The organism is Methylobacillus draconifructus (genome assembly GCF_045984355.1).
GTDB classification, from domain to species: Bacteria; Pseudomonadota; Gammaproteobacteria; order Burkholderiales; family Methylophilaceae; genus Methylobacillus; species Methylobacillus flagellatus_A.
In genome coordinates this window covers 44,401-66,210 of record NZ_JBJQII010000003.1, presented here as the reverse complement: position 1 = coordinate 66,210, position 21,810 = coordinate 44,401, and the positions used below count along the sequence as shown (strand labels likewise).

Genomic DNA, 21,810 nt, shown 5'->3' with positions numbered 1-21,810 from the left:
GATGCTGGACAAGATAGGCGAGCCAGGGAGCAGCAAGGCTACCCTGTTCGAATTGCTGGGCGGGACGGAGCAGGTTCGCGCCATCGTGGAGCGCTTTTACGACATCATGGATACCGACCCGCGCGCTGCGGGAATTCGTGCCATGCATACGCCAGACCTGACGTCGGCACGCGAAAAGCTATTCATGTTCCTGACCGGGTGGACCGGCGGGCCGCAGCTTTACATGGAGCGTTACGGGCATCCCCGGCTGCGCATGCGGCATATGCCATTCCCGATTGATGAGTCCGCCCGCGACCAATGGATGTATTGCATGGTCAAGGCCATGCACGATACCGGCGTGGACGAGGCCATCATCGAGAAAATGGGGGCTGCGCTTTATGGCGTGGCGGATTTCATGCGCAACCGCGAAGGTTAGCCCAGGATGATTTGCTGGATTGTCTGAAGGTAATAAAAAAGGCGCTGGATGCGCCTTTTTTATTACTTGCGGTTCAACCCGCCGAGCAGGGCGGGAATCTCTTTCTTCGACTTTTCCCGGGAATGCATGGGCTTGGGCGTCGGCGCATCTGTGGAAGGCTCATATGGCTTGAAGAACCATTCATCTTCTTTATTGCGGGCGGTTTGGCGCTGGCGCGGCGCAACGCTGCCTGACTTCTGCCGCTGGGTTTCCTGGCCGCGGCGTGAAGGCTGGGGAGCAGTGGCCTGTTCCTTCGGCAATTCGCGCTTGATGAGCTTCTCGATTTCCTTGAGGAATTTCTCCTCCTCGCTGGCCACCAGGGAAATCGCGATGCCGGAAGCGCCTGCGCGGCCGGTACGGCCGATGCGGTGTACGTAGTCCTCGGCGGCGCTGGGCAGCTCGTAGTTGATCACCATGGGGAGCTGGTCGATATCGAGGCCGCGTGCGGCCACGTCGGTCGCCACCAATGCCGTGATCTTGCCTTGCTTGAAGGCGTCCAGCGCCTGGATGCGCTCAAGCTGGCTCTTGTCGCCATGAATCGCGCCGGCGGCAATGCCCTCACGCTCCAGGTGGCGCGCCAGGCGGCTTGCGGAGAGCTTGGTCTTGGTGAAGACGATGACCTGCGTCGCTTCCTTGCGCAGCAAGTCGGCCAGCACGTGCTGCTTGTGCTCGCTTTCCACCAGCAGGATTTTTTGCGTCACGTTTTCGGAGGTCGCGTTGCTGCGGGCGACTTCGATCAGCGTGGGCTTGGTCAGGAACTCTTCGGAAAGCTTCTTGATTTCAGGCGAGAATGTCGCTGAGAACATGAGGTTCTGCCGTTTTTTCGGCAGCAGCGCGAGGATGCGCTTGAGGTCGGGCATGAAGCCCATGTCCAGCATGCGGTCGGCTTCGTCCAGCACCAGCATCTGCACCTGGCCTAGTTGCACCGTGCGTTGTTCCACATGGTCAAGCAGGCGGCCCGGGGTGGCCACCAGGATTTCCACCCCTTTCATGAGATAGGGCGTCTGGGTCTTGATATCCACTCCGCCGAAGACAACCAGCGAACGCAGCGGCGTATGCTTGGCATAGGTCTTGACACTTTCTTCCACCTGGATAGCCAATTCACGTGTCGGCGTCAGGATCAGCGCCCTGACCGGGTGCCGGGCAGGCGATGCGCTGGAACTTGCCAACGGAAGTAGCTGTTGTAGCAGGGGCAGGGTAAACGCGGCGGTCTTGCCGGTCCCCGTCTGCGCGCCTGCCATCAGGTCGCCGCCTTGCAGGACCACCGGGATGGCCTGCGCCTGGATTGGCGTTGGAGTAGTGTAACCCGACTCATCCAGCGCCTTGAGCAGTTCAGGCGCCAGATTGAGCGATGCAAAGCTGATAGTCTCTGTATTCACGTTTTCTTCGGTAGTGTTGTACAAGTTTAATTAAGCAAAACTACGTGGGCGGCGTGCCGGGCGGTCACCGTCATGGCGCTTGGCGGCACCGAACTTGTCGCCCCCTCGGGAGGCATTGCCGCGGGCAGCATCACCGCGACCGCTGGCAGCGCGGTCGCCGAAGGTACGGCCTTCCGGGCGTGAGCCATTGTTGTCGCGATTGCCGGCATAGCCTTGGCCTCGCGACTTGTAGCCGCCGCCATTGCCGCCTGGACGCTGGCCGGGGCGGCCGCTGCGCGGCTTGTCGTTGCGATCCATGCGCGGAGCGGGGCGCTTGGGCTCCAGGCCTTCGATCACGGAAATTTCCAGGCGCTGGCCGGTATATTGCTCGATCTTGCGCAACTGGTGCCTGTCCATGTGCGAGGCAAATGAGAGCGCAACGCCGGTATTGCCTGCACGGCCGGTACGGCCGATGCGGTGGACGTAGTCTTCCGCAAACTTCGGCAGGTCGTAATTGATGACGTGCGTAATACCGTGCACGTCGATGCCGCGGGCCGCGACGTCGGTAGCCACCAATACGCGCACATCGCCATGACGCAGCTTGGTCAGGGTGCGGTTGCGTGCGCCCTGTGTCATGTCGCCATGCAGGGCGGCGGATTTGTGGCCGGCGGCATACAGGTCTTCCGCGAGCAGGTCGGCATGACGCTTGGTCGAGGTAAAGACGATGGCCTGGTTGACGTCAGGGGCGATCAGCAAATGCTCGAGCAATTTGTTCTTGTGTGCCATGTCGTCGACGAACAGTAGTTTCTGCTCGATATTGGCGTGCTTTTCCTTTTGCGCCGCGATCTGGATGACCTTGGGATCCTTGAGCAGGGTCTTGGCGATATTGGCGATCTGGCCTTCGAAAGTGGCGGAGAACATCAATGTCTGGCGTTCGCCCGGCAAGGCGGAGGAAATGCGCTCGATATCCGGCATGAAGCCCATGTCCAGCATGCGGTCGGCTTCGTCCAGGATCAGCATCTGCAGGCGGGACATGTCGATGCGGCCGCGCTCCATATGGTCGAGCAGACGGCCTGGCGTTGCTACCAGAATATCAATCGGCTGCGACAGCAGCTTGTTCTGCAACGGGTACGGCATGCCGCCGACGATGCTGACAGTACGGGCGCGCAGGAACTTGCCGTATTTGCGCGCCGCATCGTTTACTTGTGCGGCCAGTTCGCGGGTCGGGGTCAATACCAGGATGCGCGGGCCGCGGCTCTTGGCTGGATGCGGTGTTGCAAGCAGGTTGAGTGCTGGCAGGGTGAACGCGGCGGTCTTGCCGGTGCCGGTCTGGGCAGAGGCCATGAGGTCATGGCCTTCCAGGACTTCAGGAATCGCCTGGGCCTGGATAGGTGTTGGGGTGTTGTAGCCAGCCTCGGTCAAGGCACGCAGGATGGCAGGATGTAGGTTCAAACTTTCAAAAGACACAAAATTCCCTTTCAAGGAAAACTGACGAGGCCTCGGAAAGGCCTCAAAAGGGCGCAAGCAGCCATAGTGAACCTGCCTTGTTGGCAGTATCAGTATCAGGCGCAATGACTAAATTTTTTTAGCATTCTTACCGGCGCACGGGCATAGCCACTAACCGGTAACAAAAGCAAGAGAGCCGTAAAATTGCACAGGCTTCGAGAGGCTAGGGCGATGAATCATCAACTCATAGAGAATTGAATCAGTCCGGCAGTATATAGCTTGTCCTCAATTTGTCAAAGGTTTTCACGCGGATTTAATCAAGTCTGTGTTAAAATCGCGCACTTTTTCGCAAATAGAGTAATCACACATGTCGCGCGCCCTCCGTAATATCGCCATCATCGCCCACGTTGACCATGGCAAGACCACCATGGTGGACAAGCTCCTGCAACAGGCGGGCACATTTGCCGCCCACCAGCAGGTTTCAGAACGTGTCATGGATTCCGGTGATATCGAAAAGGAACGTGGCATCACGATCCTTGCCAAGAACACTGCCGTCAATTACGAGGGCACCCACATCAATATCGTCGATACGCCGGGACACGCCGACTTCGGTGGCGAGGTGGAGCGCGTATTGGGCATGGTGGATGGCGTGGTATTGCTGGTGGATGCCGTTGAAGGCCCGATGCCGCAGACCCGCTTCGTGACCAAGAAGGCGCTTGCGCTCGGCCTGCGCCCCATTGTGGTGATCAACAAGGTGGATCGCCCCGGCGCGCGCACCGACTGGGTGATCAACCAGACCTTCGACCTGTTCGCCAACCTGGGCGCTACCGACGAGCAGTTGGACTTCCCGGTTGTGTATGCTTCTGCGCTGAATGGATTTGCCACGCTGGACATAAGCAAGCCTTCCGACAATATGCGCCCCTTGTTCGAGACTATCCTGAGCCATGTGCAGCCTCCTGCGGGCGATAGCGACGCCGGGCTGCAGCTGCAAATTTCCGCGCTGGACTACTCTACCTATACTGGCCGCCTGGGCGTAGGCCGCATCCGCAATGGCCGCATCAAGCCCGGCCAGGTCGTTTCCGTCATGAAGGGCGATGAGCAAGTCGCCCAGGGCCGCATCAACCAGGTGCTGGGCTTCCGCGGCCTGGAGCGCGTACAGGTGGAAGAAGCCGAGGCCGGCGATATCGTCATCATTTCCGGTATCGAGGAAATCGGCATCGGCGTCACCGTGGCCGACCGCGACAATCCTGCCGGCCTGCCCATCCTTGCCGTGGACGAGCCTACCCTGACCATGGACTTCATGGTGAATACCTCGCCGCTGGCAGGCACCGAGGGCAAGTTCGTCACCAGCCGCCAGATCCGCGACCGCCTGAACAAGGAGCTGCTGACCAACGTGGCGTTGCGTGTTGAAGATACGGCCGATGCGGATGTATTCCGCGTTTCCGGCCGCGGCGAACTGCACTTGACCATCTTGCTGGAAAACATGCGCCGCGAGGGATATGAAATTGCCGTGGGCAAGCCTCGCGTGGTGTATAGGGAAATCGACGGCCAGAAGTGCGAGCCATATGAAATCCTCACGGTGGACCTGGAAGACGACTGCCAGGGCGCCGTGATGGAAGAGCTGGGCCGCCGCCGCGGCGAGCTGCAGAACATGGAGTCCGACGGCAATGGCCGCACCCGCCTGGAATACAAGATTCCGGCACGCGGCCTGATCGGCTTCCAGAGCGAATTCCTCACCATGACGCGCGGTACCGGCCTCATGGCGCACATTTTTGACGAATACGCCCCGGTGAAGGCGGATATGCCTGGCCGCCGCAATGGGGTGCTGATTTCTTCCGAACAGGGCGAAGCCGTGGCTTATGCCTTGTGGAAGCTGCAGGATCGCGGCCGCATGTTCTCTTCCCCTGGGGATAAGCTATACGAAGGCATGATCATTGGTATCCATAGCCGCGACAACGACCTGGTGGTCAACCCGATCAAGGGCAAGCAGCTGACCAACGTCCGCGCTTCCGGCACCGATGAAGCTGTGCGCCTGGTCCCGCCCGTGCAGCTCACCCTGGAATCCGCGGTCGAGTTTATCGATGACGACGAGTTGGTGGAAATCACCCCCAAGAACATTCGTATCCGCAAGCGCTACCTGCTGGAGCACGAGCGCAAGCGTGCCGCTAAGGACTAATCGTTCTTTATATCGGAATAAACCAAACCCCGGCTTGCCGGGGTTTTTTCTTTTCAAGGCCTGGCAATGGCGTCGTGTCTAAAATTGTTTCAAATTTGTAACAGAAACTATTGCCAGGGTGATGCCCCTTCATGCAGAATGCCTATAAATATACAAAATTGTATATATCCCGCACCGTGGGGAACGGTACGGTTTTGCATCAGCGGCCGATAGAGCCGCAATGCATATAATGAACTATGGAGATGTGGTATGAAGCAAGGTGTGCAGGCGGCCAGGCAGCCTGGCCAGGGCGAGGTTCATGCGCTTTTCAACCTATACAATACTGGCCAGTTGAATGCGGCGGAGGCAAGGGCGCGCGCATTGCTCAAGCAATATCCCGGGGCGCTGGTCGTCTACAACGTGCTTGGGGTCGCGCTCGAGGGACAGGGCAAGCTCCAGGACGCGGTGCAGTGCTACCGCAAGGCGCTGGCCATCAATCCCTCGATTTCCGAGATGCACTTCAATCTTGGATCGGTTTTGTCCCAGCTTGGGCATGACGATGAAGCGGTCACTTCTTATCGGCGGGCCATCCAGATCAGCCCGGGTCTCGCGGTAGCGCATTTCAACCTTGGCGCCTTGTTGCAGAAAAAACAGTCGCTTGACGAGGCGATCAAGCACTACCGCCAAGCCGTCGTGATCGAGCCGGGTTTTTTCGAGGCTTATGGCGCCATGGGCACCGCCTTGCAGCAGCAGGGCCATCTCGATGATGCGATTGCATGCTATCGCCAGTCGCTGGCGATTTCCGACCATGCGCAAGGACATTTCAACCTGGCGACCGCCTTGCGCGACCGCGGCGGGCTGGAGCAGGCCATTTCGCATTACCGCCAGGCGATTGCCCTGCAGCCGAACTATGCCGATGCGCACAATAACCTCGGCGAGGTGTTCCGCGACCAGGGCAATATGGAAAACGCCGTGACCTGCTACCTACAGGCCTTGCGCATGAAGCCAGGCCACCGGGCGGCCTCCTTCAATATGGCGCAGTTCCTTTACGATGCCGGGCGCTTCATCGAAGCGATCCCCTATTTCGAGGATTCGCAGCAGGAAGACTGGCAAGAGAGAATCCTCTATTGCCTCTACAAGTCGGAGCAGTACGAGATATTTCGCCGCCGCTTGCTGCCCATGCTGGCAGCCAGGGAGCATGTCTCGCCTTTCCTCGCGACCTTGTCCACGCATTATGCGACCAACTTCCATATCGAGGATGCCTACCGCTTCTGCAAGCAACCCATGGATTTCATCTTTCACCGCAGCATCAAACCCCTGGCAGAGCCGGGCAGCGCTTTGCTGTCGCAATTGCTCGACGACATCCAGCTCACGGAAATCGCCGAGCGCAAGCAAGGCCGCCTGCACCATGGCATGCAGTCTGCCGGCAACCTGTTCAAGCGCAAGGAGGATTCATTCTGCGAGCTTGCCGACTTGATCCGCGCCGAGGTATCGGCCTATGCGCAGGCATTCCAGGGACGGGACTGCGACCTCATGCGGCACTTTCCCGAACAGGTCGAGTTCGCCAGCTCCTGGTACGTGCGCATGCGCCAAGGCGGGCACCTGACTTCCCATATCCACGAGATCGGCTGGCTGAGCGGCTGCGTCTACCTGGCATTGCCGCGGCAGGTGGAGGGAGGCGACGACGGTTGCATCGAGTTCAGCACCCATGGCGACGACTATCCCAAGCTGCATGACGATTTCCCTGTGAAGACCATCAGACCTTCGGTAGGCGATATCGTGCTGTTTCCATCCTCGCTCTTCCACCGCACCGTACCGTTTCACTCGGACGAGGAGCGCATCTGCATTGCGTTCGATATCAAGCCGTCGGCGCGGTTTTCCCAAGGCATGCTGAGCTTCAACAGCATGAAGGTCATGGCATTGGCAGCATTCAACCTGATTGTGGCCGAGATTGCGGAATTATCGGCCTGGTCATTGAGAGTATTCGTCTAGATCGTTTTCTGGCCGCCCCGGGCTTCTCCTTGCTTTCCCTGATCTGGTCCGGGCGGCCTTTTTTTGCTGGTTTTTTCTTCCTGCTGGAAGCGCAATCCGGCCGCCAACTAAGAGCGGCTAACAAGACTCCGTGAAGCGATCCTGGCTAGGCGCTCTGCCGCAGACACTACAAGCAGTACGACAAGGCAGCGCAACAACGTCGGGAGAGTTTTGTTAGCTGCCTTAAAAGGTCAGCAGACGCCGGCGAGGGATGCGTTATAATTTCATCCCTATGATAGATATATTGCTCCTCCTTGCCGCATTCGCCTCCCTGTTGCTCCTGCTCTGGCTCGCCTATCGCCAAACACGGGGCGGTGACGCCAACCGGCTGCTGCAGCAATTGGAGGAAAAGCACCGCGAGATGCTGCGCGATCTCAATGACGGTCTGAATAAACTGGGGGACCGCCTCAACCAATCTTCAAGTGAACAGGCGGAGCGCCTGCGCACTGCGGTGGCGCAAGAGCTGCAACAGACGCGCGATGCCATGAAGGCGCTGGAGTTGAGCCAAATAGCCAACCTGGCGCAAACGCGCGAAACCATGCTGGAGCGCTTGCATGTCACATTGGCCGAACAGGGCAAGGCCGAGCAGGCATTGATCCAGGACACCATGCTCAAGGCCACGACGCAGCTCACAGGCAGTATCGAAGCCTTGACCAAGACGGTGGATGGCAGGCTGGAGCAGATCGGCGGCAAGGTCTCGGAGCGTCTCGACGAAGGCTTCAAGAAGACCAACGATACCTTTGTGCGCGTCATGGAACGCCTGGCCACCATCGACGAAGCGCAGAAAAAGATCGACGGCCTGACCACCAACGTGGTGAGCCTGCAGGAACTGCTTGGCGACAAGCGCTCCCGCGGCGCTTTCGGCGAAGTGCAACTCGAAGCCTTGGTGCGCAACGTATTGCCGGTGACCTCCTATGCCATGCAGCACGTGCTCAGCAACGGCACGCGTGTGGATTGTGCCTTGTTCCTGCCCGAGCCCACCGGCACCGTGGCGGTGGATTCCAAGTTCCCGCTGGAAAACTATCATCGCATGCTGGATCGCGACATTGCCGATGCGGAACGCATTACCGCGCAACGCCAGTTCAAAACCGATGTCAAAAAACATGTCGATGACATCGCCGGCAAGTACATCATCCCCAACGTCACTTCGGACGGCGCGGTGATGTTCGTCCCGGCAGAGGCGGTGTTTGCGGAGATCCACGCCTATCATCCCGACCTTGTCGATTACGCGATGAGCCGCAGGGTATGGGTCGTGTCTCCCACCACCTTGATGGCGGTGCTCAATACCGCGCGTGCCGTGCTCAAGGATGTGGAGACGCGCAAGCAGGTGCATATCATCAAGGACGAATTGGGCAAGCTTTCCAAGGAGTTCTCGCGCTTCGACGTGCGCATGAAGAAGCTTGCCGACCATATCCGCCAGGCGCACGAGGACGTGCAGGACGTGCACACCACCAGCCAGAAGATATCGCGCCGCTTTGCGCAGATCGAGCGCGTGGAACTGGAAGGCGAGCCGCAGGCCGGCCTGGCATTGCCCGACAACGATTTAGAGGAGTAAGCAATATGAGCGATGAACAAGGCCTGATCATGCTGATCCAGCAATATGCCAGCAAGTTCGGCATCACCTTCAGTTCGAGCCTGATGGACAATGAAGAGCACAAGCAAAAATTATTGGTGCTGATGATGGATGCCATCAATGGCAAGCGCGGCCCGGTGACCGATCAGGACGTGACCGGCGCATGATTCAACTGCTGTATTTCGCCAGGTTGCGCGAAACGCTGGGTATCGATGGCGAAAACCTGGAATGGCCTGAGCCTGGAACTATCTCCGCATTGAAGCACAAGCTGGCCGGGCGCGGCGGTGCCTGGCAGGAACAGTTTGCCGGCAACGCCAGCCTGCGTGCGGCCGTCAATCAGGAACTGGTGCCGGATTCGGCGCTGGTGCAGCCGGGCGACGAGGTAGCATTCTTCCCGCCCGTCACGGGAGGCTGAATGACGGCACGCGTGCAGGAGAAGGATTTCGACGTAGGCGAGGAAATCACCCGCTTGCGTCTGCAGTACCCCCAGGCGGGCGCGGTGGTGTCGTTCACCGGGCAGGTGCGCGACCTGAATGACGGCAATGCCGTTTCCAGCCTGACGCTGGAGCATTATCCAGGCATGACCGAGAAATCGCTTGCCGCCATTATCGAGCAGGCAAGACAGCGCTGGCCGATACTCGATGCGGTCGTGATCCATCGCATCGGGACGCTGCAGCCGCAGGCGCAGATCGTGCTGGTCGTCGTGGCAAGCGCACACCGGGGCGATGCCTTTGCCGCCTGCGAGTTCATCATGGACTATCTCAAGACCGAAGCGCCTTTCTGGAAAAAGGAAGCGACTCCGGAAGGTGAAAAATGGCTGGATTCCCGCGAAAGCGACCAGTCTGCGCGCGAGCGCTGGCAATAGCATTCCTGCAACCTCAACCCTGACAACATGCCCATCTGATGCTAAGCAAGCTGACACCGCAACAACTCAATATATCCATTCATCCGCACACCCTGGGATTCGATACCACCGCAGAATTGCTGCCGGATGACCGGCATGCGACACAATGGATAGGCCAGGAGCGTGCATTTGCAGCGGCTAGCTTAGGCTTGCGCATGCAGCATCCCGGCTACCATATGCTGGTGATCGGCGAGCCCGGTTCCGGCCGGACCTCGTTGATGAAGAGCCTGATGGAACGGGCGCTGGCGCAGCAGCCGGTGCCGCCGGACCTGGTGTACCTGCTGAACTTCCAGCTGCCGGAAAAGCCAATCCTGCTGCGCCTGCAAGCAGGCAAGGGGAGCGAGCTGCGGCATTTGCTCGACCAATTTGCACGCAGGCAATTGCGGACCATTCCCGCCCTGCTGCAGTCAAGAATTCCGGGCGAGTCCCGGCATGGCAGCCCTGCAGTCATTAGCCCCGAGGGCAATCTCAAGTCGTCCCTGGAGCAAGAGCTGGCGAAGATTCGCCAGCAAATACTGCCGGGCCTGCTTGAACCTGAACTGTTCGACCGCTGGTCAGCGCAGCTAGTGCAGGAAGTGCTCGATAATACCGAACTGTTCGCCTTGGCGGCCAATAACGAAACCGATGAAATGCAGGAAGCTTTTCTCGGGCGGTTTCGCGCCAATCTCCTGCTCAGCAACCACGACCTCGCCGGAAGCCCAGTCATCTATGACGACGATCCCAGCCATACCTCGCTGTTTGGAGGCGTGGAGGCATCGGCTGACCATCATTTGGCGGATTTCATGCGCCTCAAGGCAGGCAATTTGTTGCGCGCCAACGGCGGCGTGCTGATCCTGCACCTGGAGGATATCCTTGGCGACCAGCAGGCAGGGGCGAACCCATTGCTGGAAAAGCTGGGGCGCGTATTGCGCAACCGCAAGCTGCAGATCGAGGATGCGGGCAGCGCCTCAGGCAATGCCGCATTGAATGCGCTGACGCCCGATGCCCTGCCGCTCGATTTCAAGCTGATCCTGGTGGCGAGCCGCGACGATTATTATCACCTGCACGAGCAACATGCAGCCTTCCTGGAATATTTCCGCATTAAGGTCGAGTTCGCGGACAGCGCAAAAGCCACGCCCGATGTGTATCGCCAGGTAGCCGGCTATATCGCGCGTTGTTCGGCTGAAAATGGCTTGCCGCATTTCACTGCCGCCGCGGTAGCGCGTTTGCTCCAGGTATTGCACGAGTGGGAGGAGGACCAGTCCCGGGTCAGTCTGGCGCTTGGGCGCTTGCTGCCTTTGCTGCATGAGGCGGCGGCCTTGGCGTCACAGGGCGGCGCAGTCGATGCGGCAGAGGTCGAGCAGGCGTTGTCGGCAACGCGGCAGCGCCACGATTATGCCGAGGAGCAGATCAGGGATTCCATCCTTGACGGCGAGCTGAAGATAGCGGTGACGGGGCGCCAGGTCGGGCGCATCAACGGCCTGACCCATATCGACATGGGGGATGCCGCGTTCGGGTCGCCGGTGCAGATTTCCGCACGCTGCCATCCCGGCCGGCACGGCATCATCAATATCGACCGCGAGGTCAAGCTGACGGGGCCGCAGCATGACAAGGGCATGTTCATCCTGCAGCACTGGCTGGCCGCCATGTTCGTGCAGCAGGCGCCTTTGTCGCTCAACGCTTCACTGGTGTTCGAGCAGGAGTATCACGGCGTGGAGGGCGATTCCGCTTCGTGCGCCGAGCTGTATGCCTTGCTTTCCAGCCTTTCTGGCCTGCCGTTGGCGCAAGGCATCGCAGTGACGGGCGCATTGAACCAGCATGGGGAAGTGCTGCCGATAGGCGGGATCAACGAAAAAATAGAAGGGCATTTCCGCCTGTGCGAAAAGCTGGGGCTCGACGGCCAGCAAGGCGTATTGCTGCCGGCAAGCAACCTGCGCCACGTGCTGCTGCATCAGGATGTCATCCGTGCAATGACGGAGGGCAGGTTCCATCTCTATGCCATGGAGCATGTGCTGGACGGGATAGAGCTGTTGACCGGGTTGGCGGCAGGCAGTGCGGATGCGGCCGGTGTTTATCCGGCCGGCAGTGTGCTTGGCCATGTGCAGCGCAGCTTGCAGGCCTACCAGGACATCTACCAGCGTAATCACCACCCTACAGGCCGATAGCATGAGCGAACAGGACAACAAGTGCCGCCTGGACAAATGGCTCTGGGCCGCAAGATTTTTCAAGACCCGCAGCCTGGCGACGGATGCCATCGATACCGGCAAGATACATGTGGACGGAGACCGCGTTAAGCCGGCTAAGGAAGTCCGTCTGGGGCAAGTGATTCACATCCGCCGCAAGGAGCTGGAAATGGAAGTCATCGTGCGCGGGCTTAGCACGCAACGCCGCGGCGCGCCAGAAGCGGCGCTATTGTATGAAGAAACCCCTGAAAGCATGGCCAAGCGCGAGAACCTTGCCGTGACCCGCGAGCATGAGCATGCACAGCGCGAACGCGGCATGGGGCGCCCCACCAAGCGCCAGCGCCGCGATATCAAGAAGTTTACCGGTATTGATTGGTGACTAAGTACTGCAGGCTTGTTCGTTGCAATACCTGATGATATTAATGAAAAAGCCCTCATGAAGAGGGCTTTTTAAATTTAGATGAATGCTATTTGTCTAACTCAAGAACAGCTTCACAATAACAATGGCAGCACCAAAAATACCGGCCACTGCAATGAATGGATACCATTTTGCCTCGGCATTGATCTTGCTGGTTTCAGCGATCAGTTTGGCAATCTCTGCGTCGATTTTCCTTAAATCGTGTTCTTGTGTGCTCATGTGCTAGACTCCTTTCGCTCGTATCTTACGCTTTTTATCTTGAGTGTTAAAACTCCACCTTTCATATTGCAGTAAAATCGCGGCTGGTTGCTTTTGTTGGGAAGCTTGATATATTGCTTGATCTAATCGAACAAGCCAATTTGTTCAGGTTTCCCTGGCGGTCGGAACAGCCCGGCATTCATCTCCAGGTTGCGCTGGTTGAGCCCTAGTTTCTTGGTCGCCAGCTTGAAGCGTTGGCGGATCATGTCGGCGAATATGCCCTTGCCCCTCATGCGCTCATGGAACTCGGACTGGTTGTTTTGCCCGCCCCGGCTTTGGCGGATGATGCTCATCACATGGCTGGCTTTGAGCGGGTAGTGGTGCTGCAGCCATTCCTCGAACAGCGGCGCAACCTCCAGGGGCAGCCGCAACAGCACATAACCCGCGCTGGCGGCCCCGGCATCGTGGGCGGCAGCCAGTATCTCTTCCATTTCCGGGTCAGTCAGCACCGGGATAACCGGCGCCGTCATCACGCCAACCGGAATCCCGGCCGCATGCAGGCGCCTGATCGTCTCCAGGCGGCGCTGTGGCGCTGCTGCACGGGGCTCCAGCGTGCGGCTGATCTGGTTGCTCAAGGTGGTGACTGAAATAAACACCTGGGCCAGCCCCTCACGAGCCATCTCGGACAGGATGTCGATATCGCGCTCCACCATCGCGGCCTTGGTGACGATGCTGACGGGATGCTTGAACTCCGCCAATACCTGCAGGATCTGCCGTGTGAGCTGTTGCTGCCTTTCCAGCGGCTGGTAGGGGTCGGTGTTGGTTCCCATCGCCATGGGCGCGCAGCGGTAATTCTTATTGCTCAACTCCTTGCGCAGCAGGCGTGCCGCATCCGGCTTGACCAGGATGCGGCTTTCGAAATCCAGCCCGGCGGAAAGGCCCAGGTAGGTATGGGTAGGGCGCGCAAAGCAGTAAATGCATCCATGCTCGCACCCGCGGTAGGGATTGATGGAGCGGTCGAAAGGGATGTCCGGTGATTTGACCCAGTTAATGATGCTGCGCGTGCTGTCGATCAGCACTTCGGTGGCAAGCGGCGCCAGGTCTTGTTCCAGGTTGCTCCAGCCGTCATCGATATCCGCATGTTGCAGATGATCGAAGCGGCCGCTGTGGTTGCTGATCGCGCCGCGCCCCTTGAACACCAACGGGCGCAGCACGGCATGGGCGTGCAATGGATTACCAGGGGATTTCTTGCCCGTCATATGCGTAAAATTTGCCTGCATCCGCAAGCGTGGCATGGTCTATCACCTGGCGCAGGCCGCTGATGCTCTGCTCGGTGTTGATCAATGCGTTGGGGCCGCCCATATCGGTCAGCACCCAGCCGGGATGCAGCACCAGAGTCGTAATGCCTTCTTTTGCCAGTTCGATCGCCAGGCTTTTGGTGATCATATTGAGCGCGGTCTTGCTGGAACGGTATATGTAGCTGCCGCCGCTGGTGTTGTCCGCAATACTGCCCATCTTGCTGGTCATATTGACAAGCTTCTTGACCTGCCCCTGTTTCAAATGGGGAGTGAAGGCCTGGGCCATCTTGAACGGCGCCAGACTGTTGATGCGGAATGCCTCGATCCATGCTTCATAATCCGCATCTGCAAAGAACTGGGTTGGGCCATCAGGGTAAATCCCGGCATTGTTGATCAATACGTCAATCGGCTGGCCTGACAACGAGGCGGCCAATTCGTCCACCTGGTGGAAATTGCCCACGTCCAGCTTATGCACGCTGACCAAGTCCTTGAAACGGGATGCAAGCTGCAACAGCTCCTCGGCCGATTCCGGCTGGCGACAGCAGGCCAATACATGCCAGCCGGCTTCGGCATATTGCCGTGTGAATTCAAGGCCCAGGCCCCGATTGGCGCCGGTAATGAGGACAGTTGCCATGCTTCAATGCTCCGTAGTGACTAGGGCTAACTAGGATAACATCCGGGGGTGAATTTTTCAGGGTTGTGAGGATTGAAAAGTTTTTGTAAACTGCGTTCATCATTTGAACGCAGTGCGATCCAATATATTCATGCTCACCGACGAATACCGGTACAAGATCCTCAAGCTGGTGCAGGAAAAGCCGGAGATCAGCCAGCGTGAGCTGGCGAAGGCTTTGGGTATCAGCCTGGGAAAGACGAATTTCTGCCTCAAGGCCTTGGCTGAAGTCGGCTTGCTCAAGGTTTCCAACTTCCGCAACAGCAAGAATAAGCTGGCCTATATGTATGTGCTGACGCCTAAAGGGATAGAGGAGAAAGCCGGTATCACCATGCGCTTCCTTAAATACAAAATGCAAGAATATGAAAACCTGCAGGCGGAAATTGAAGAGCTGCGCCGGGCAGCAGGTGAACTCGTAGATGAGGAGGCCAAATGAGCGAGCGCTATGCCGTGATGCTTTGCGGCGGTTCTGGGACACGGCTATGGCCGTTGTCACGCACATTGCGGCCCAAGCAACTGCTTGCCTTGAACGGCAAGGAAACCTTGCTTCAGCAAACTGCGCTGCGTCTTTCCCGTCATGTACAGTCCAGTAACCTGATTACCGTCACTCACGAGGATCACAAGTTCGAGGTCAAGGGCCAGCTTGCCGACATCCTGCCGGAGGCAATCAACGGCGTCATGGCAGAACCGTGCGCCCGCAATACACTGCCTGCCATTGCATGGGCTGTCAGCCGCATCCATCTTCGATCCCCGGACGCGATCGTCGGCGTCTTTCCTTCTGATCATTCGATTGATAATGAAGAAGCTTTCCATCAGGCTTGGACTGCTGCGGAAGAGGGAGCGGCCCAGGGATACCTCACCCTGCTTGGCATATCGCCGACCGAGCCGGCAACCGGTTACGGATATATCCAGCCTGCCGATACGACTGTCGGAGGCAATTCCGGGCATGCCATATACGAAGTCGCCCGTTTCGTGGAGAAGCCCGACCGGGCCAATGCTGAAGCGTTCCTGGCGCAAGGCTATTTGTGGAATAGCGGCATGTTCGTTTTCCGTGCCGATATCTTTATGCAATTGCTGGCCGAACATCAGCCTGAAATCAGTGCATTGATAAGCAAGCTCGATAGCGGAAACCTGGCCGAAGAATATGCAAAACTGCCCAATGTTTCCATTGACTACGGATTGGCTGAAAAAGTGAGCAGCGCCGCTGTCGTACCGGTCGATATGGCCTGGAGCGACCTAGGCAATTGGGATTCGATCTATCAGCGCAATGGCAAGAATGCCGATGACAATGTCTGCGAGGGCGACGTCATCGCTTTGGATACCAACAACAGCCTGTTATGGAACACGCATGGCTTATTGGCAACATTGGGTGTCAGCAACCTCGCCATCATCCAGACCGCTGATGCCACCTTGATCTGTGATCGCGGACGGACCGAGGACATCAAGCAGTTGGTGGCGTTGGTGCAGAAGCAAAAACCTGAGCTTACCGAGCTGCATCGGACAGTTCAGCGTCCCTGGGGAGCATATACCGTGTTGGAGGAAGGCATCAATTTCAAGATCAAGCGCATCTCGGTCAACCCCGGCGCCAGCCTTTCAATGCAAATGCATCACCACCGGTCTGAACACTGGGTGGTAGTGTCCGGCGTTGCCCGCATTACCAATGGCGATCGGGAAGTCACATTAACAGAAAACGAATCCACATATATTCCCAAAACCCACCGTCACCGATTATCGAATCCGGGAGATGTGCCGTTGCATATCATCGAAGTGCAATGCGGTGAATATGTTGGAGAGGACGATATTGTCCGCTTTGAAGATACTTATGGAAGGTGTGAGAAACAATGAGCAAGGTTGCTTTGATTACGGGTGTTACCGGGCAGGATGGCGCCTATCTATCTGAATTTCTATTGAGTAAAGGTTATATAGTCCACGGCATCAAGCGCCGTGCATCGTTGTTCAATACCGATCGTATCGACCACCTGTACCAAGACCCGCATGTCGACAATCAGAACTTCATTCTGCATTACGGCGACCTGACCGACTCCACCAATCTTATTCGCATCATCCAGCAAGTCCAGCCAGACGAAATCTACAACCTGGCTGCCATGAGTCATGTTGCCGTCAGCTTTGAAACCCCGGAATACACCGCCAATGCCGATGGTATTGGTACATTGCGCATTCTTGAAGCCATCCGCATCCTCGGCCTGGAAAAAAAGACTCGCTTCTACCAAGCCTCTACTTCTGAGCTCTATGGCCTTGTACAAGAAGTGCCGCAGAAAGAAACCACACCTTTCTATCCACGTAGCCCCTATGCCGTCGCCAAGCTCTACGGCTACTGGATAACCGTTAACTACCGCGAAGCCTATGGCATCTACGCCTGTAACGGCGTCCTCTTCAATCACGAAAGCCCGTTGCGTGGCGAAACCTTCGTCACCCGCAAGATCACCCGTGCATTGGCCCGTATCAAGCTAGGCCTGCAAGACAGTCTCTACCTCGGTAATCTCGATGCCTTGCGCGACTGGGGCCACGCCAAGGACTACGTCGAAATGCAATGGCTCATGCTGCAACAAGACCATCCAGAAGACTTCGTCATCGCCACAGGCGTGCAATACAGCGTGCGTGACTTCGTCAACGCTGCTGCCAAGGAACTCGATATTGCCATTACCTGGAAGGGCGAAGGCGTAGAAGAAAAGGGCTATGACGCCAATGGCAAAGCCATCGTCCAGGTCGACCCACGCTACTTCCGTCCGACCGAAGTTGAAACCTTACTGGGTGACCCGACCAAAGCCAAACAAAAACTCGGCTGGACTCCTAAGACCACCTTCCAGGAACTCGTCTCTGAAATGGTGCGTGAAGACCTCAAGAGCGCCGAGCGTGACGAACTTGTCAAAAAGCACGGCTTTGCTGCCTACGACTACAACGAGTAATTTCATGGAACAAAATGCAAAAATCTATGTAGCAGGGCATCGCGGTTTGGTAGGATCCGCTTTTATCCGTCAATTGCAGCGCCTTGGTTATCAAAACATTGTGACACGTACACACGCAGAGCTGGATTTGACAGACCAGTCTGCCGTGCAGAAATTTTTTGAAGCAGAGCAACCAAAGTATGTGTTGCTTGCGGCGGCAAAAGTAGGGGGCATCCACGCCAATAACATCTATCCGGCAGAATTCATCCATGAAAACCTGGCCATACAAACCAATGTCATCCATCAGTCCTATCTCTCCGGGGTGAAACGTCTGCTGTTTCTTGGCTCAAGCTGTATCTATCCACGAGATTGCACGCAGCCCATTAAAGAGGAGTATCTCCTGACCGGCCCGCTGGAACCGACTAACCGTCCTTACGCACTAGCCAAGATCGCCGGCATCGAAATGTGCTGGAGTTACAATCGTCAGTACGGTACGCAATACCTTGCCGTTATGCCTACTAACCTTTATGGGCCTGGGGATAACTATAATTTGCAGACATCGCATGTCTTGCCTGCACTCATTAGGAAATTTCATGAAGCTAGGCAATCCGGTAGCCCAACTGTTACTGTGTGGGGAACAGGTATGCCGAGGCGAGAGTTACTGCACAGCGATGATATGGCTGAAGCCTGCATCCATTTTTTGCAGATTTCTCCAGAGAAATTAGCGCAACATCTAGCAACGGATCAGCCGCCTCTTATCAATATTGGTTGTGGTGAAGATCTGACTATTTCTGAATTAGCCAATAAAGTGAAGGCTATCGTTGGCTATCAGGGTGAAATTGTATTGGATGCTACAAAACCTGATGGCACCATGCGCAAATTGCTAGATGTAAATCTCGCTAAAAAGCTGGGTTGGCAGGCAAGGATATCGCTCGATGATGGGATTGCCTGTACCTATGAGGACTATGCTAAATGAAAATTGCAGTGGCTGGTACTGGATATGTTGGTTTGTCAAATGCAATACTGCTATCACAGCAGAATGAGGTTGTTGCTTATGATATTGATGCGAGCAAGGTTGCGCTTCTTAATCAGCGAAAGTCGCCTATTGTTGATGCAGAAATTATTGATTATATTAAAACTAAAACACTTCATTTCCGAGCCACTATAGACAAGGATGATGCTTATAAAAATGCTGAATTTGTCATTATCGCAACTCCCACCGATTACGACACCGAGACAAACCATTTCAATACACAATCAGTAGAGAATGTGATCGCTGATGTAAGGCGTATCGCACCCGATGCAACTATTATCATTAAATCGACTGTTCCGGTAGGTTATACAGCCAAATCTAGGGCAAAATTTTCCTATGAGCGGATTATTTTTTCTCCAGAATTTCTACGAGAAGGTAAAGCGTTGCAAGATAATCTTTATCCCTCTCGTATTGTCGTGGGAGATTACTCACCAATTGCACAAAAATTTGCACATTTATTGCAAGAGGGAGCATTAAAGGAAAATATTCCAACTATTTTTACAGGCTCAACTGAGGCAGAAGCCATTAAGTTGTTTGCCAACACCTATTTGGCAATGAGAGTAGCCTATTTTAATGAGTTGGATACTTATGCGCTTACGCATGATTTAAATACTCAGCAAATTATTGAAGGAGTGTGTCTTGATCCACGCATTGGCAGTCACTACAACAATCCATCATTTGGGTATGGTGGCTATTGCCTGCCCAAAGACACCAAACAACTCCTAGCTAACTATCAGGATGTACCTCAAAACCTGATTAATGCGATTGTCGATGCCAACACCACCAGAAAAGACTTTATTGCTCAGGATATCCTCAAGCGAAAGCCCAAGGTGGTGGGAATTTATCGTCTGATCATGAAGTCCGGCTCAGATAACTTTAGAGCATCCAGCGTGCAGGGGGTCATGAAACGCATCAAGGCTAAGGGTACTGAGATATTGATCTATGAGCCCGTACTTAAGGAGGATAGTTTCTTTAACTCACGCGTATGCCGCGATCTGCATGAATTCAAGAGCAATGCAGATGTGATTGTGGCCAACAGAATGACCCCCGAGATAGAGGATGTTGCTGGCAAGGTATACACGCGTGATTTGTTTGGTTTGGATTAGGTTACTATGATATCCCCTTCACGCTGGATACGTTATCTACCAGCCAACTTGAGAGCTACGCTTGAGCATCGTCCAAATTTGCAAAAAATAATTTCTAATATTGGGTGGTTATTTGGCGATCGTATATTGCGTATGGGTTTGGGGTTGTTTATTGGAATCTGGATAGCACGTTATCTTGGACCACAGCAGTATGGATTATTAAATTACGCTTTATCCTTTGTTGCGTTATTTAGTGCTATTGCCAGTTTAGGATTAAATGGGATTGTGGTTCGTGATTTAGTCAAAGAGCCTGACACTGCGAATATTTCACTTGGATCCGCTTTTTTTCTGCAAGTTATTGGTGGGTTTCTGGCTTTAGGTCTTGCTGTATTTGCTATTGGTATTTTTCGGCCTGCTGATTCGGTGATCCGCCTCATGGTCGCAGTGCTTGGTTGTATCATGGTGTTTAAAGCTAGCGAAGTAGTGAAATATTGGTTTGAATCTCAGGTGCAGTCAAAATATGTTGTCTGGGTTGAAAACTCTGTATTTCTAATCTTTGGCATTATTAATGTTATCTTGATTTTAACTCAATCCCAGCTTATGACATTCGTTTGGGCCTTATTTGCTGAAGGTGCGATGGTTGCTATTGCTTTAATCAGTCTTTACACATGGCGCGGGAGAAGTTTGCTTGATTGGCATTTTAGTATCCAACGAGTCAGGATATTAATTAAGGATAGTTGGCCATTAGTTCTTTCGGGGCTGGCTATTATGGCGTATATGCGTATAGACCAGATCATGATTGGGCAAATGCTAGGCGATGAAGCCGTAGGGGTTTATTCTGTAGCAGTGCGGGTTAGTGAGATTTGGTATTTTATCCCAATGGCAATAGCAGCATCGACTTTTCCGGCTATTATTGAGTCAAAAAATCGGGGTGAAATGATTTATTATCAGCGACTCCAGCGACTTTATAACTTGATGGTATTGTTAGCCTTTATAGTTGCCTTGCCAATGACAGTTTTTTCAAAATTATTGGTTGTTATGCTTTTTGGACAGGCTTATGAGCAAGCGGGAAATGTTCTTGTTATTCATATTTGGGCAAGTGTATTTGTTTTTCTAGGGGTTGCAAGTAGTAAATGGTTCGTGATGGAAAACATGCAAAAATACCTCTTTTATAGATCCGCTTGTGGCTTATTAGTAAATGTTTTAGCTAATTTTATGCTTATTCCACTTTATGGTGTCGTTGGTGCTGCATTTGGAACATTACTTTCGCAAATATTTTCAACCTATTTATTCGATATATTTAATAAAAAAACTAGGCATAAATTTTGGATGAAAACTTCATCTTTAATTCCTCTAAATTTTATAAGAAAGAAAGCTAATAGTTATATTGATAATTAAAATTTATCGCTTTATATTTGCGCGCCCAGTTTTTAATTTTTTTAATATAGCAATTTATCGTCTTAGTTTGGCTGGTCTAGGAGTGCTGAACTATGAATCTGAAAAAGTCAGCGGCGAAGCTTATTTCTTAAAGCAGTATTTTAAAAAAATACAGGTGTTGTTGTGGATGTTGGGGCAAATATTAGAAATTTTTCTAACTTGTCAGAAGTTATAGTAGTAAGTCTAATATATATGCATTTGAGCCACACCCCAAAACATATCAGAAGCTTAAACAGTCTTGTGACTCTGATAAAGGAATTCATTGTTTTAATGTGGCTGTGGCACAATAGCGCTTTACGATTACGAAAATAATGATGGATCATCTCATGCATCAATATTTAAAGATGTTATAGAGGAAATTCATCATGCCAAAGCTGTTGAGCATATTGTGAATATGATTACTCTTGATGAGTTTGTAATTAAATATAAGCTTAACAATATTTCCTTGTTAAAAATTGATACAGAAGGAAATGAGTTAAATGTGTTAATGAGTGCCTTGGAAAGTATAAGAAAGAGAAAAGTTAATGCAATGCAGTTTGAATTTAATGAGATGAATGTTGCAAAACTTATTTTAGAGATTTCTGGAACTTACTGAGTGATTATGACTTTTATCGTCTCCATACCTAATGGAATGATCAAAATAGATGAGTATAGCCCACTTTTATGTGAAATTTTTGCATAT

At 54.3% G+C, this 21,810-nt stretch carries 21 protein-coding genes; 16 read left to right on the top strand and 5 right to left on the bottom strand.

Translation table 11 applies throughout. The features are described 5' to 3' along the window. Nucleotide 1: 1 nt before the first annotated feature. Nucleotides 2-415, top strand: coding sequence for a group II truncated hemoglobin (locus ACJSDX_RS06820; RefSeq protein ID WP_407994063.1), 414 nt, complete (start codon nucleotides 2-4; stop codon nucleotides 413-415). A 62-nt stretch (nucleotides 416-477) separates the two neighbouring features. On the opposite strand, the gene ACJSDX_RS06815 is transcribed toward ACJSDX_RS06820, so the two are convergent. Next, the gene (locus tag ACJSDX_RS06815; protein ID WP_309565041.1) at nucleotides 478-1,833 is read right to left on the bottom strand and encodes a DEAD/DEAH box helicase; all 1,356 of its coding nucleotides are present in this window, start codon (nucleotides 1,831-1,833) and stop codon (nucleotides 478-480) included. A gap of 30 nt (nucleotides 1,834-1,863) precedes the next feature. Further along, nucleotides 1,864-3,279 (bottom strand): DEAD/DEAH box helicase, encoded by a 1,416-nt coding sequence (locus ACJSDX_RS06810; protein ID WP_407994062.1) that lies wholly within the window; start codon nucleotides 3,277-3,279, stop codon nucleotides 1,864-1,866. A gap of 346 nt (nucleotides 3,280-3,625) precedes the next feature. On the opposite strand from ACJSDX_RS06810, the gene typA reads away from it, so the two are divergent. The 8 genes from typA (at nucleotide 3,626) to ACJSDX_RS06770 (ending at nucleotide 12,462) form a co-directional block, all read left to right on the top strand. Further along, nucleotides 3,626-5,434 carry a translational GTPase TypA gene (typA, locus tag ACJSDX_RS06805; RefSeq protein ID WP_407994061.1) on the top strand — a complete coding sequence of 603 codons (1,809 nt, stop codon included), beginning with the start codon at nucleotides 3,626-3,628 and terminating at the stop codon, nucleotides 5,432-5,434. Nucleotides 5,435-5,683: 249 nt separating this feature from the next. Further along, on the top strand, nucleotides 5,684-7,405 hold the full coding sequence (locus ACJSDX_RS06800; protein WP_407994060.1) for a tetratricopeptide repeat protein: 1,722 nt from the start codon (nucleotides 5,684-5,686) through the stop codon (nucleotides 7,403-7,405). 271 nt (nucleotides 7,406-7,676) lie between these two features. Then, nucleotides 7,677-8,999, top strand: a complete 1,323-nt coding sequence (locus tag ACJSDX_RS06795) for a DNA recombination protein RmuC (protein WP_407994059.1) — start codon at nucleotides 7,677-7,679, stop codon at nucleotides 8,997-8,999. A gap of 5 nt (nucleotides 9,000-9,004) precedes the next feature. After that, nucleotides 9,005-9,184: a hypothetical protein gene (locus ACJSDX_RS06790; RefSeq protein WP_287110344.1), complete on the top strand. Its 180-nt coding sequence runs from the start codon at nucleotides 9,005-9,007 to the stop codon at nucleotides 9,182-9,184. After that, a complete protein-coding gene (gene moaD, locus ACJSDX_RS06785) occupies nucleotides 9,181-9,432 on the top strand; it encodes a molybdopterin converting factor subunit 1 (RefSeq protein WP_407994058.1) in 252 nt (83 codons plus the stop codon). The genes ACJSDX_RS06790 and moaD overlap by 4 nt, the downstream gene beginning before the upstream one ends. Continuing rightward, nucleotides 9,433-9,882 carry a molybdopterin synthase catalytic subunit MoaE gene (gene moaE, locus ACJSDX_RS06780; RefSeq protein WP_407994057.1) on the top strand — a complete coding sequence of 150 codons (450 nt, stop codon included), beginning with the start codon at nucleotides 9,433-9,435 and terminating at the stop codon, nucleotides 9,880-9,882. 38 nt (nucleotides 9,883-9,920) lie between these two features. Further along, entirely contained in the window at nucleotides 9,921-12,065 is a 2,145-nt protein-coding gene (locus ACJSDX_RS06775) for a Lon protease family protein (RefSeq protein WP_407994056.1), read from the top strand. 1 nt (nucleotide 12,066) lies between these two features. Next, nucleotides 12,067-12,462 carry an Hsp15 family ribosome-associated heat shock protein gene (locus ACJSDX_RS06770; RefSeq protein WP_309565049.1) on the top strand — a complete coding sequence of 132 codons (396 nt, stop codon included), beginning with the start codon at nucleotides 12,067-12,069 and terminating at the stop codon, nucleotides 12,460-12,462. A 96-nt stretch (nucleotides 12,463-12,558) separates the two neighbouring features. On the opposite strand, the gene ACJSDX_RS06765 is transcribed toward ACJSDX_RS06770, so the two are convergent. The 3 genes from ACJSDX_RS06765 to ACJSDX_RS06755 form a co-directional block, all read right to left on the bottom strand. Continuing rightward, nucleotides 12,559-12,720, bottom strand: a complete 162-nt coding sequence (locus ACJSDX_RS06765; RefSeq protein WP_407994055.1) for a hypothetical protein — start codon at nucleotides 12,718-12,720, stop codon at nucleotides 12,559-12,561. Nucleotides 12,721-12,842: 122 nt separating this feature from the next. Then, nucleotides 12,843-13,958, bottom strand: coding sequence for a PA0069 family radical SAM protein (locus tag ACJSDX_RS06760; protein WP_407994054.1), 1,116 nt, complete (start codon nucleotides 13,956-13,958; stop codon nucleotides 12,843-12,845). Continuing rightward, nucleotides 13,933-14,631, bottom strand: coding sequence for an SDR family oxidoreductase (locus ACJSDX_RS06755; RefSeq protein ID WP_407994053.1), 699 nt, complete (start codon nucleotides 14,629-14,631; stop codon nucleotides 13,933-13,935). Before ACJSDX_RS06755 ends, ACJSDX_RS06760 begins: the two co-directional genes overlap by 26 nt. Before the next feature lie 130 nt (nucleotides 14,632-14,761). Here ACJSDX_RS06755 and ACJSDX_RS06750 point away from each other — a divergent pair, with 130 nt between their 5' ends. The 7 genes from ACJSDX_RS06750 (at nucleotide 14,762) to ACJSDX_RS06720 (ending at nucleotide 21,723) form a co-directional block, all read left to right on the top strand. After that, nucleotides 14,762-15,103, top strand: coding sequence for a MarR family EPS-associated transcriptional regulator (locus ACJSDX_RS06750; protein ID WP_407994382.1), 342 nt, complete (start codon nucleotides 14,762-14,764; stop codon nucleotides 15,101-15,103). Next, nucleotides 15,100-16,512, top strand: coding sequence for a mannose-1-phosphate guanylyltransferase/mannose-6-phosphate isomerase (locus ACJSDX_RS06745; RefSeq protein ID WP_407994052.1), 1,413 nt, complete (start codon nucleotides 15,100-15,102; stop codon nucleotides 16,510-16,512). The genes ACJSDX_RS06750 and ACJSDX_RS06745 overlap by 4 nt, the downstream gene beginning before the upstream one ends. Then, complete coding sequence (gene gmd, locus ACJSDX_RS06740) at nucleotides 16,509-17,594, top strand: GDP-mannose 4,6-dehydratase (RefSeq protein WP_407994051.1); 1,086 nt, start codon at nucleotides 16,509-16,511, stop codon at nucleotides 17,592-17,594. The genes ACJSDX_RS06745 and gmd overlap by 4 nt, the downstream gene beginning before the upstream one ends. Before the next feature lie 4 nt (nucleotides 17,595-17,598). Then, entirely contained in the window at nucleotides 17,599-18,549 is a 951-nt protein-coding gene (locus ACJSDX_RS06735; protein WP_407994050.1) for a GDP-L-fucose synthase family protein, read from the top strand. Further along, the gene (locus tag ACJSDX_RS06730; protein WP_407994049.1) at nucleotides 18,546-19,712 is read left to right on the top strand and encodes a nucleotide sugar dehydrogenase; all 1,167 of its coding nucleotides are present in this window, start codon (nucleotides 18,546-18,548) and stop codon (nucleotides 19,710-19,712) included. The genes ACJSDX_RS06735 and ACJSDX_RS06730 overlap by 4 nt, the downstream gene beginning before the upstream one ends. Nucleotides 19,713-19,718: 6 nt before the next feature. Further along, nucleotides 19,719-21,089, top strand: coding sequence for a flippase (locus ACJSDX_RS06725; RefSeq protein WP_407994048.1), 1,371 nt, complete (start codon nucleotides 19,719-19,721; stop codon nucleotides 21,087-21,089). 325 nt (nucleotides 21,090-21,414) lie between these two features. Continuing rightward, nucleotides 21,415-21,723: an FkbM family methyltransferase gene (locus ACJSDX_RS06720; RefSeq protein ID WP_407994381.1), complete on the top strand. Its 309-nt coding sequence runs from the start codon at nucleotides 21,415-21,417 to the stop codon at nucleotides 21,721-21,723. Nucleotides 21,724-21,810 lie beyond the last annotated feature (87 nt).

Coding starts and splice junctions, on each gene's coding strand:
- ACJSDX_RS06800 (WP_407994060.1), top strand. CDS start 5,684: ATGAAGCAAGGTGTGCAGGCGGCCAGGCAGCCTGGCCAGGGCGAGGTT.
- ACJSDX_RS06760 (WP_407994054.1), bottom strand. CDS start 13,958: ATGACGGGCAAGAAATCCCCTGGTAATCCATTGCACGCCCATGCCGTG.
- ACJSDX_RS06745 (WP_407994052.1), top strand. CDS start 15,100: ATGAGCGAGCGCTATGCCGTGATGCTTTGCGGCGGTTCTGGGACACGG.
- ACJSDX_RS06750 (WP_407994382.1), top strand. CDS start 14,762: ATGCTCACCGACGAATACCGGTACAAGATCCTCAAGCTGGTGCAGGAA.
- ACJSDX_RS06775 (WP_407994056.1), top strand. CDS start 9,921: ATGCTAAGCAAGCTGACACCGCAACAACTCAATATATCCATTCATCCG.
- ACJSDX_RS06820 (WP_407994063.1), top strand. CDS start 2: ATGCTGGACAAGATAGGCGAGCCAGGGAGCAGCAAGGCTACCCTGTTC.
- ACJSDX_RS06755 (WP_407994053.1), bottom strand. CDS start 14,631: ATGGCAACTGTCCTCATTACCGGCGCCAATCGGGGCCTGGGCCTTGAA.
- moaD (WP_407994058.1), top strand. CDS start 9,181: ATGATTCAACTGCTGTATTTCGCCAGGTTGCGCGAAACGCTGGGTATC.
- ACJSDX_RS06790 (WP_287110344.1), top strand. CDS start 9,005: ATGAGCGATGAACAAGGCCTGATCATGCTGATCCAGCAATATGCCAGC.
- ACJSDX_RS06770 (WP_309565049.1), top strand. CDS start 12,067: ATGAGCGAACAGGACAACAAGTGCCGCCTGGACAAATGGCTCTGGGCC.
- moaE (WP_407994057.1), top strand. CDS start 9,433: ATGACGGCACGCGTGCAGGAGAAGGATTTCGACGTAGGCGAGGAAATC.
- ACJSDX_RS06765 (WP_407994055.1), bottom strand. CDS start 12,720: ATGAGCACACAAGAACACGATTTAAGGAAAATCGACGCAGAGATTGCC.
- typA (WP_407994061.1), top strand. CDS start 3,626: ATGTCGCGCGCCCTCCGTAATATCGCCATCATCGCCCACGTTGACCAT.
- ACJSDX_RS06730 (WP_407994049.1), top strand. CDS start 18,546: ATGAAAATTGCAGTGGCTGGTACTGGATATGTTGGTTTGTCAAATGCA.
- gmd (WP_407994051.1), top strand. CDS start 16,509: ATGAGCAAGGTTGCTTTGATTACGGGTGTTACCGGGCAGGATGGCGCC.
- ACJSDX_RS06735 (WP_407994050.1), top strand. CDS start 17,599: ATGGAACAAAATGCAAAAATCTATGTAGCAGGGCATCGCGGTTTGGTA.
- ACJSDX_RS06795 (WP_407994059.1), top strand. CDS start 7,677: ATGATAGATATATTGCTCCTCCTTGCCGCATTCGCCTCCCTGTTGCTC.
- ACJSDX_RS06725 (WP_407994048.1), top strand. CDS start 19,719: ATGATATCCCCTTCACGCTGGATACGTTATCTACCAGCCAACTTGAGA.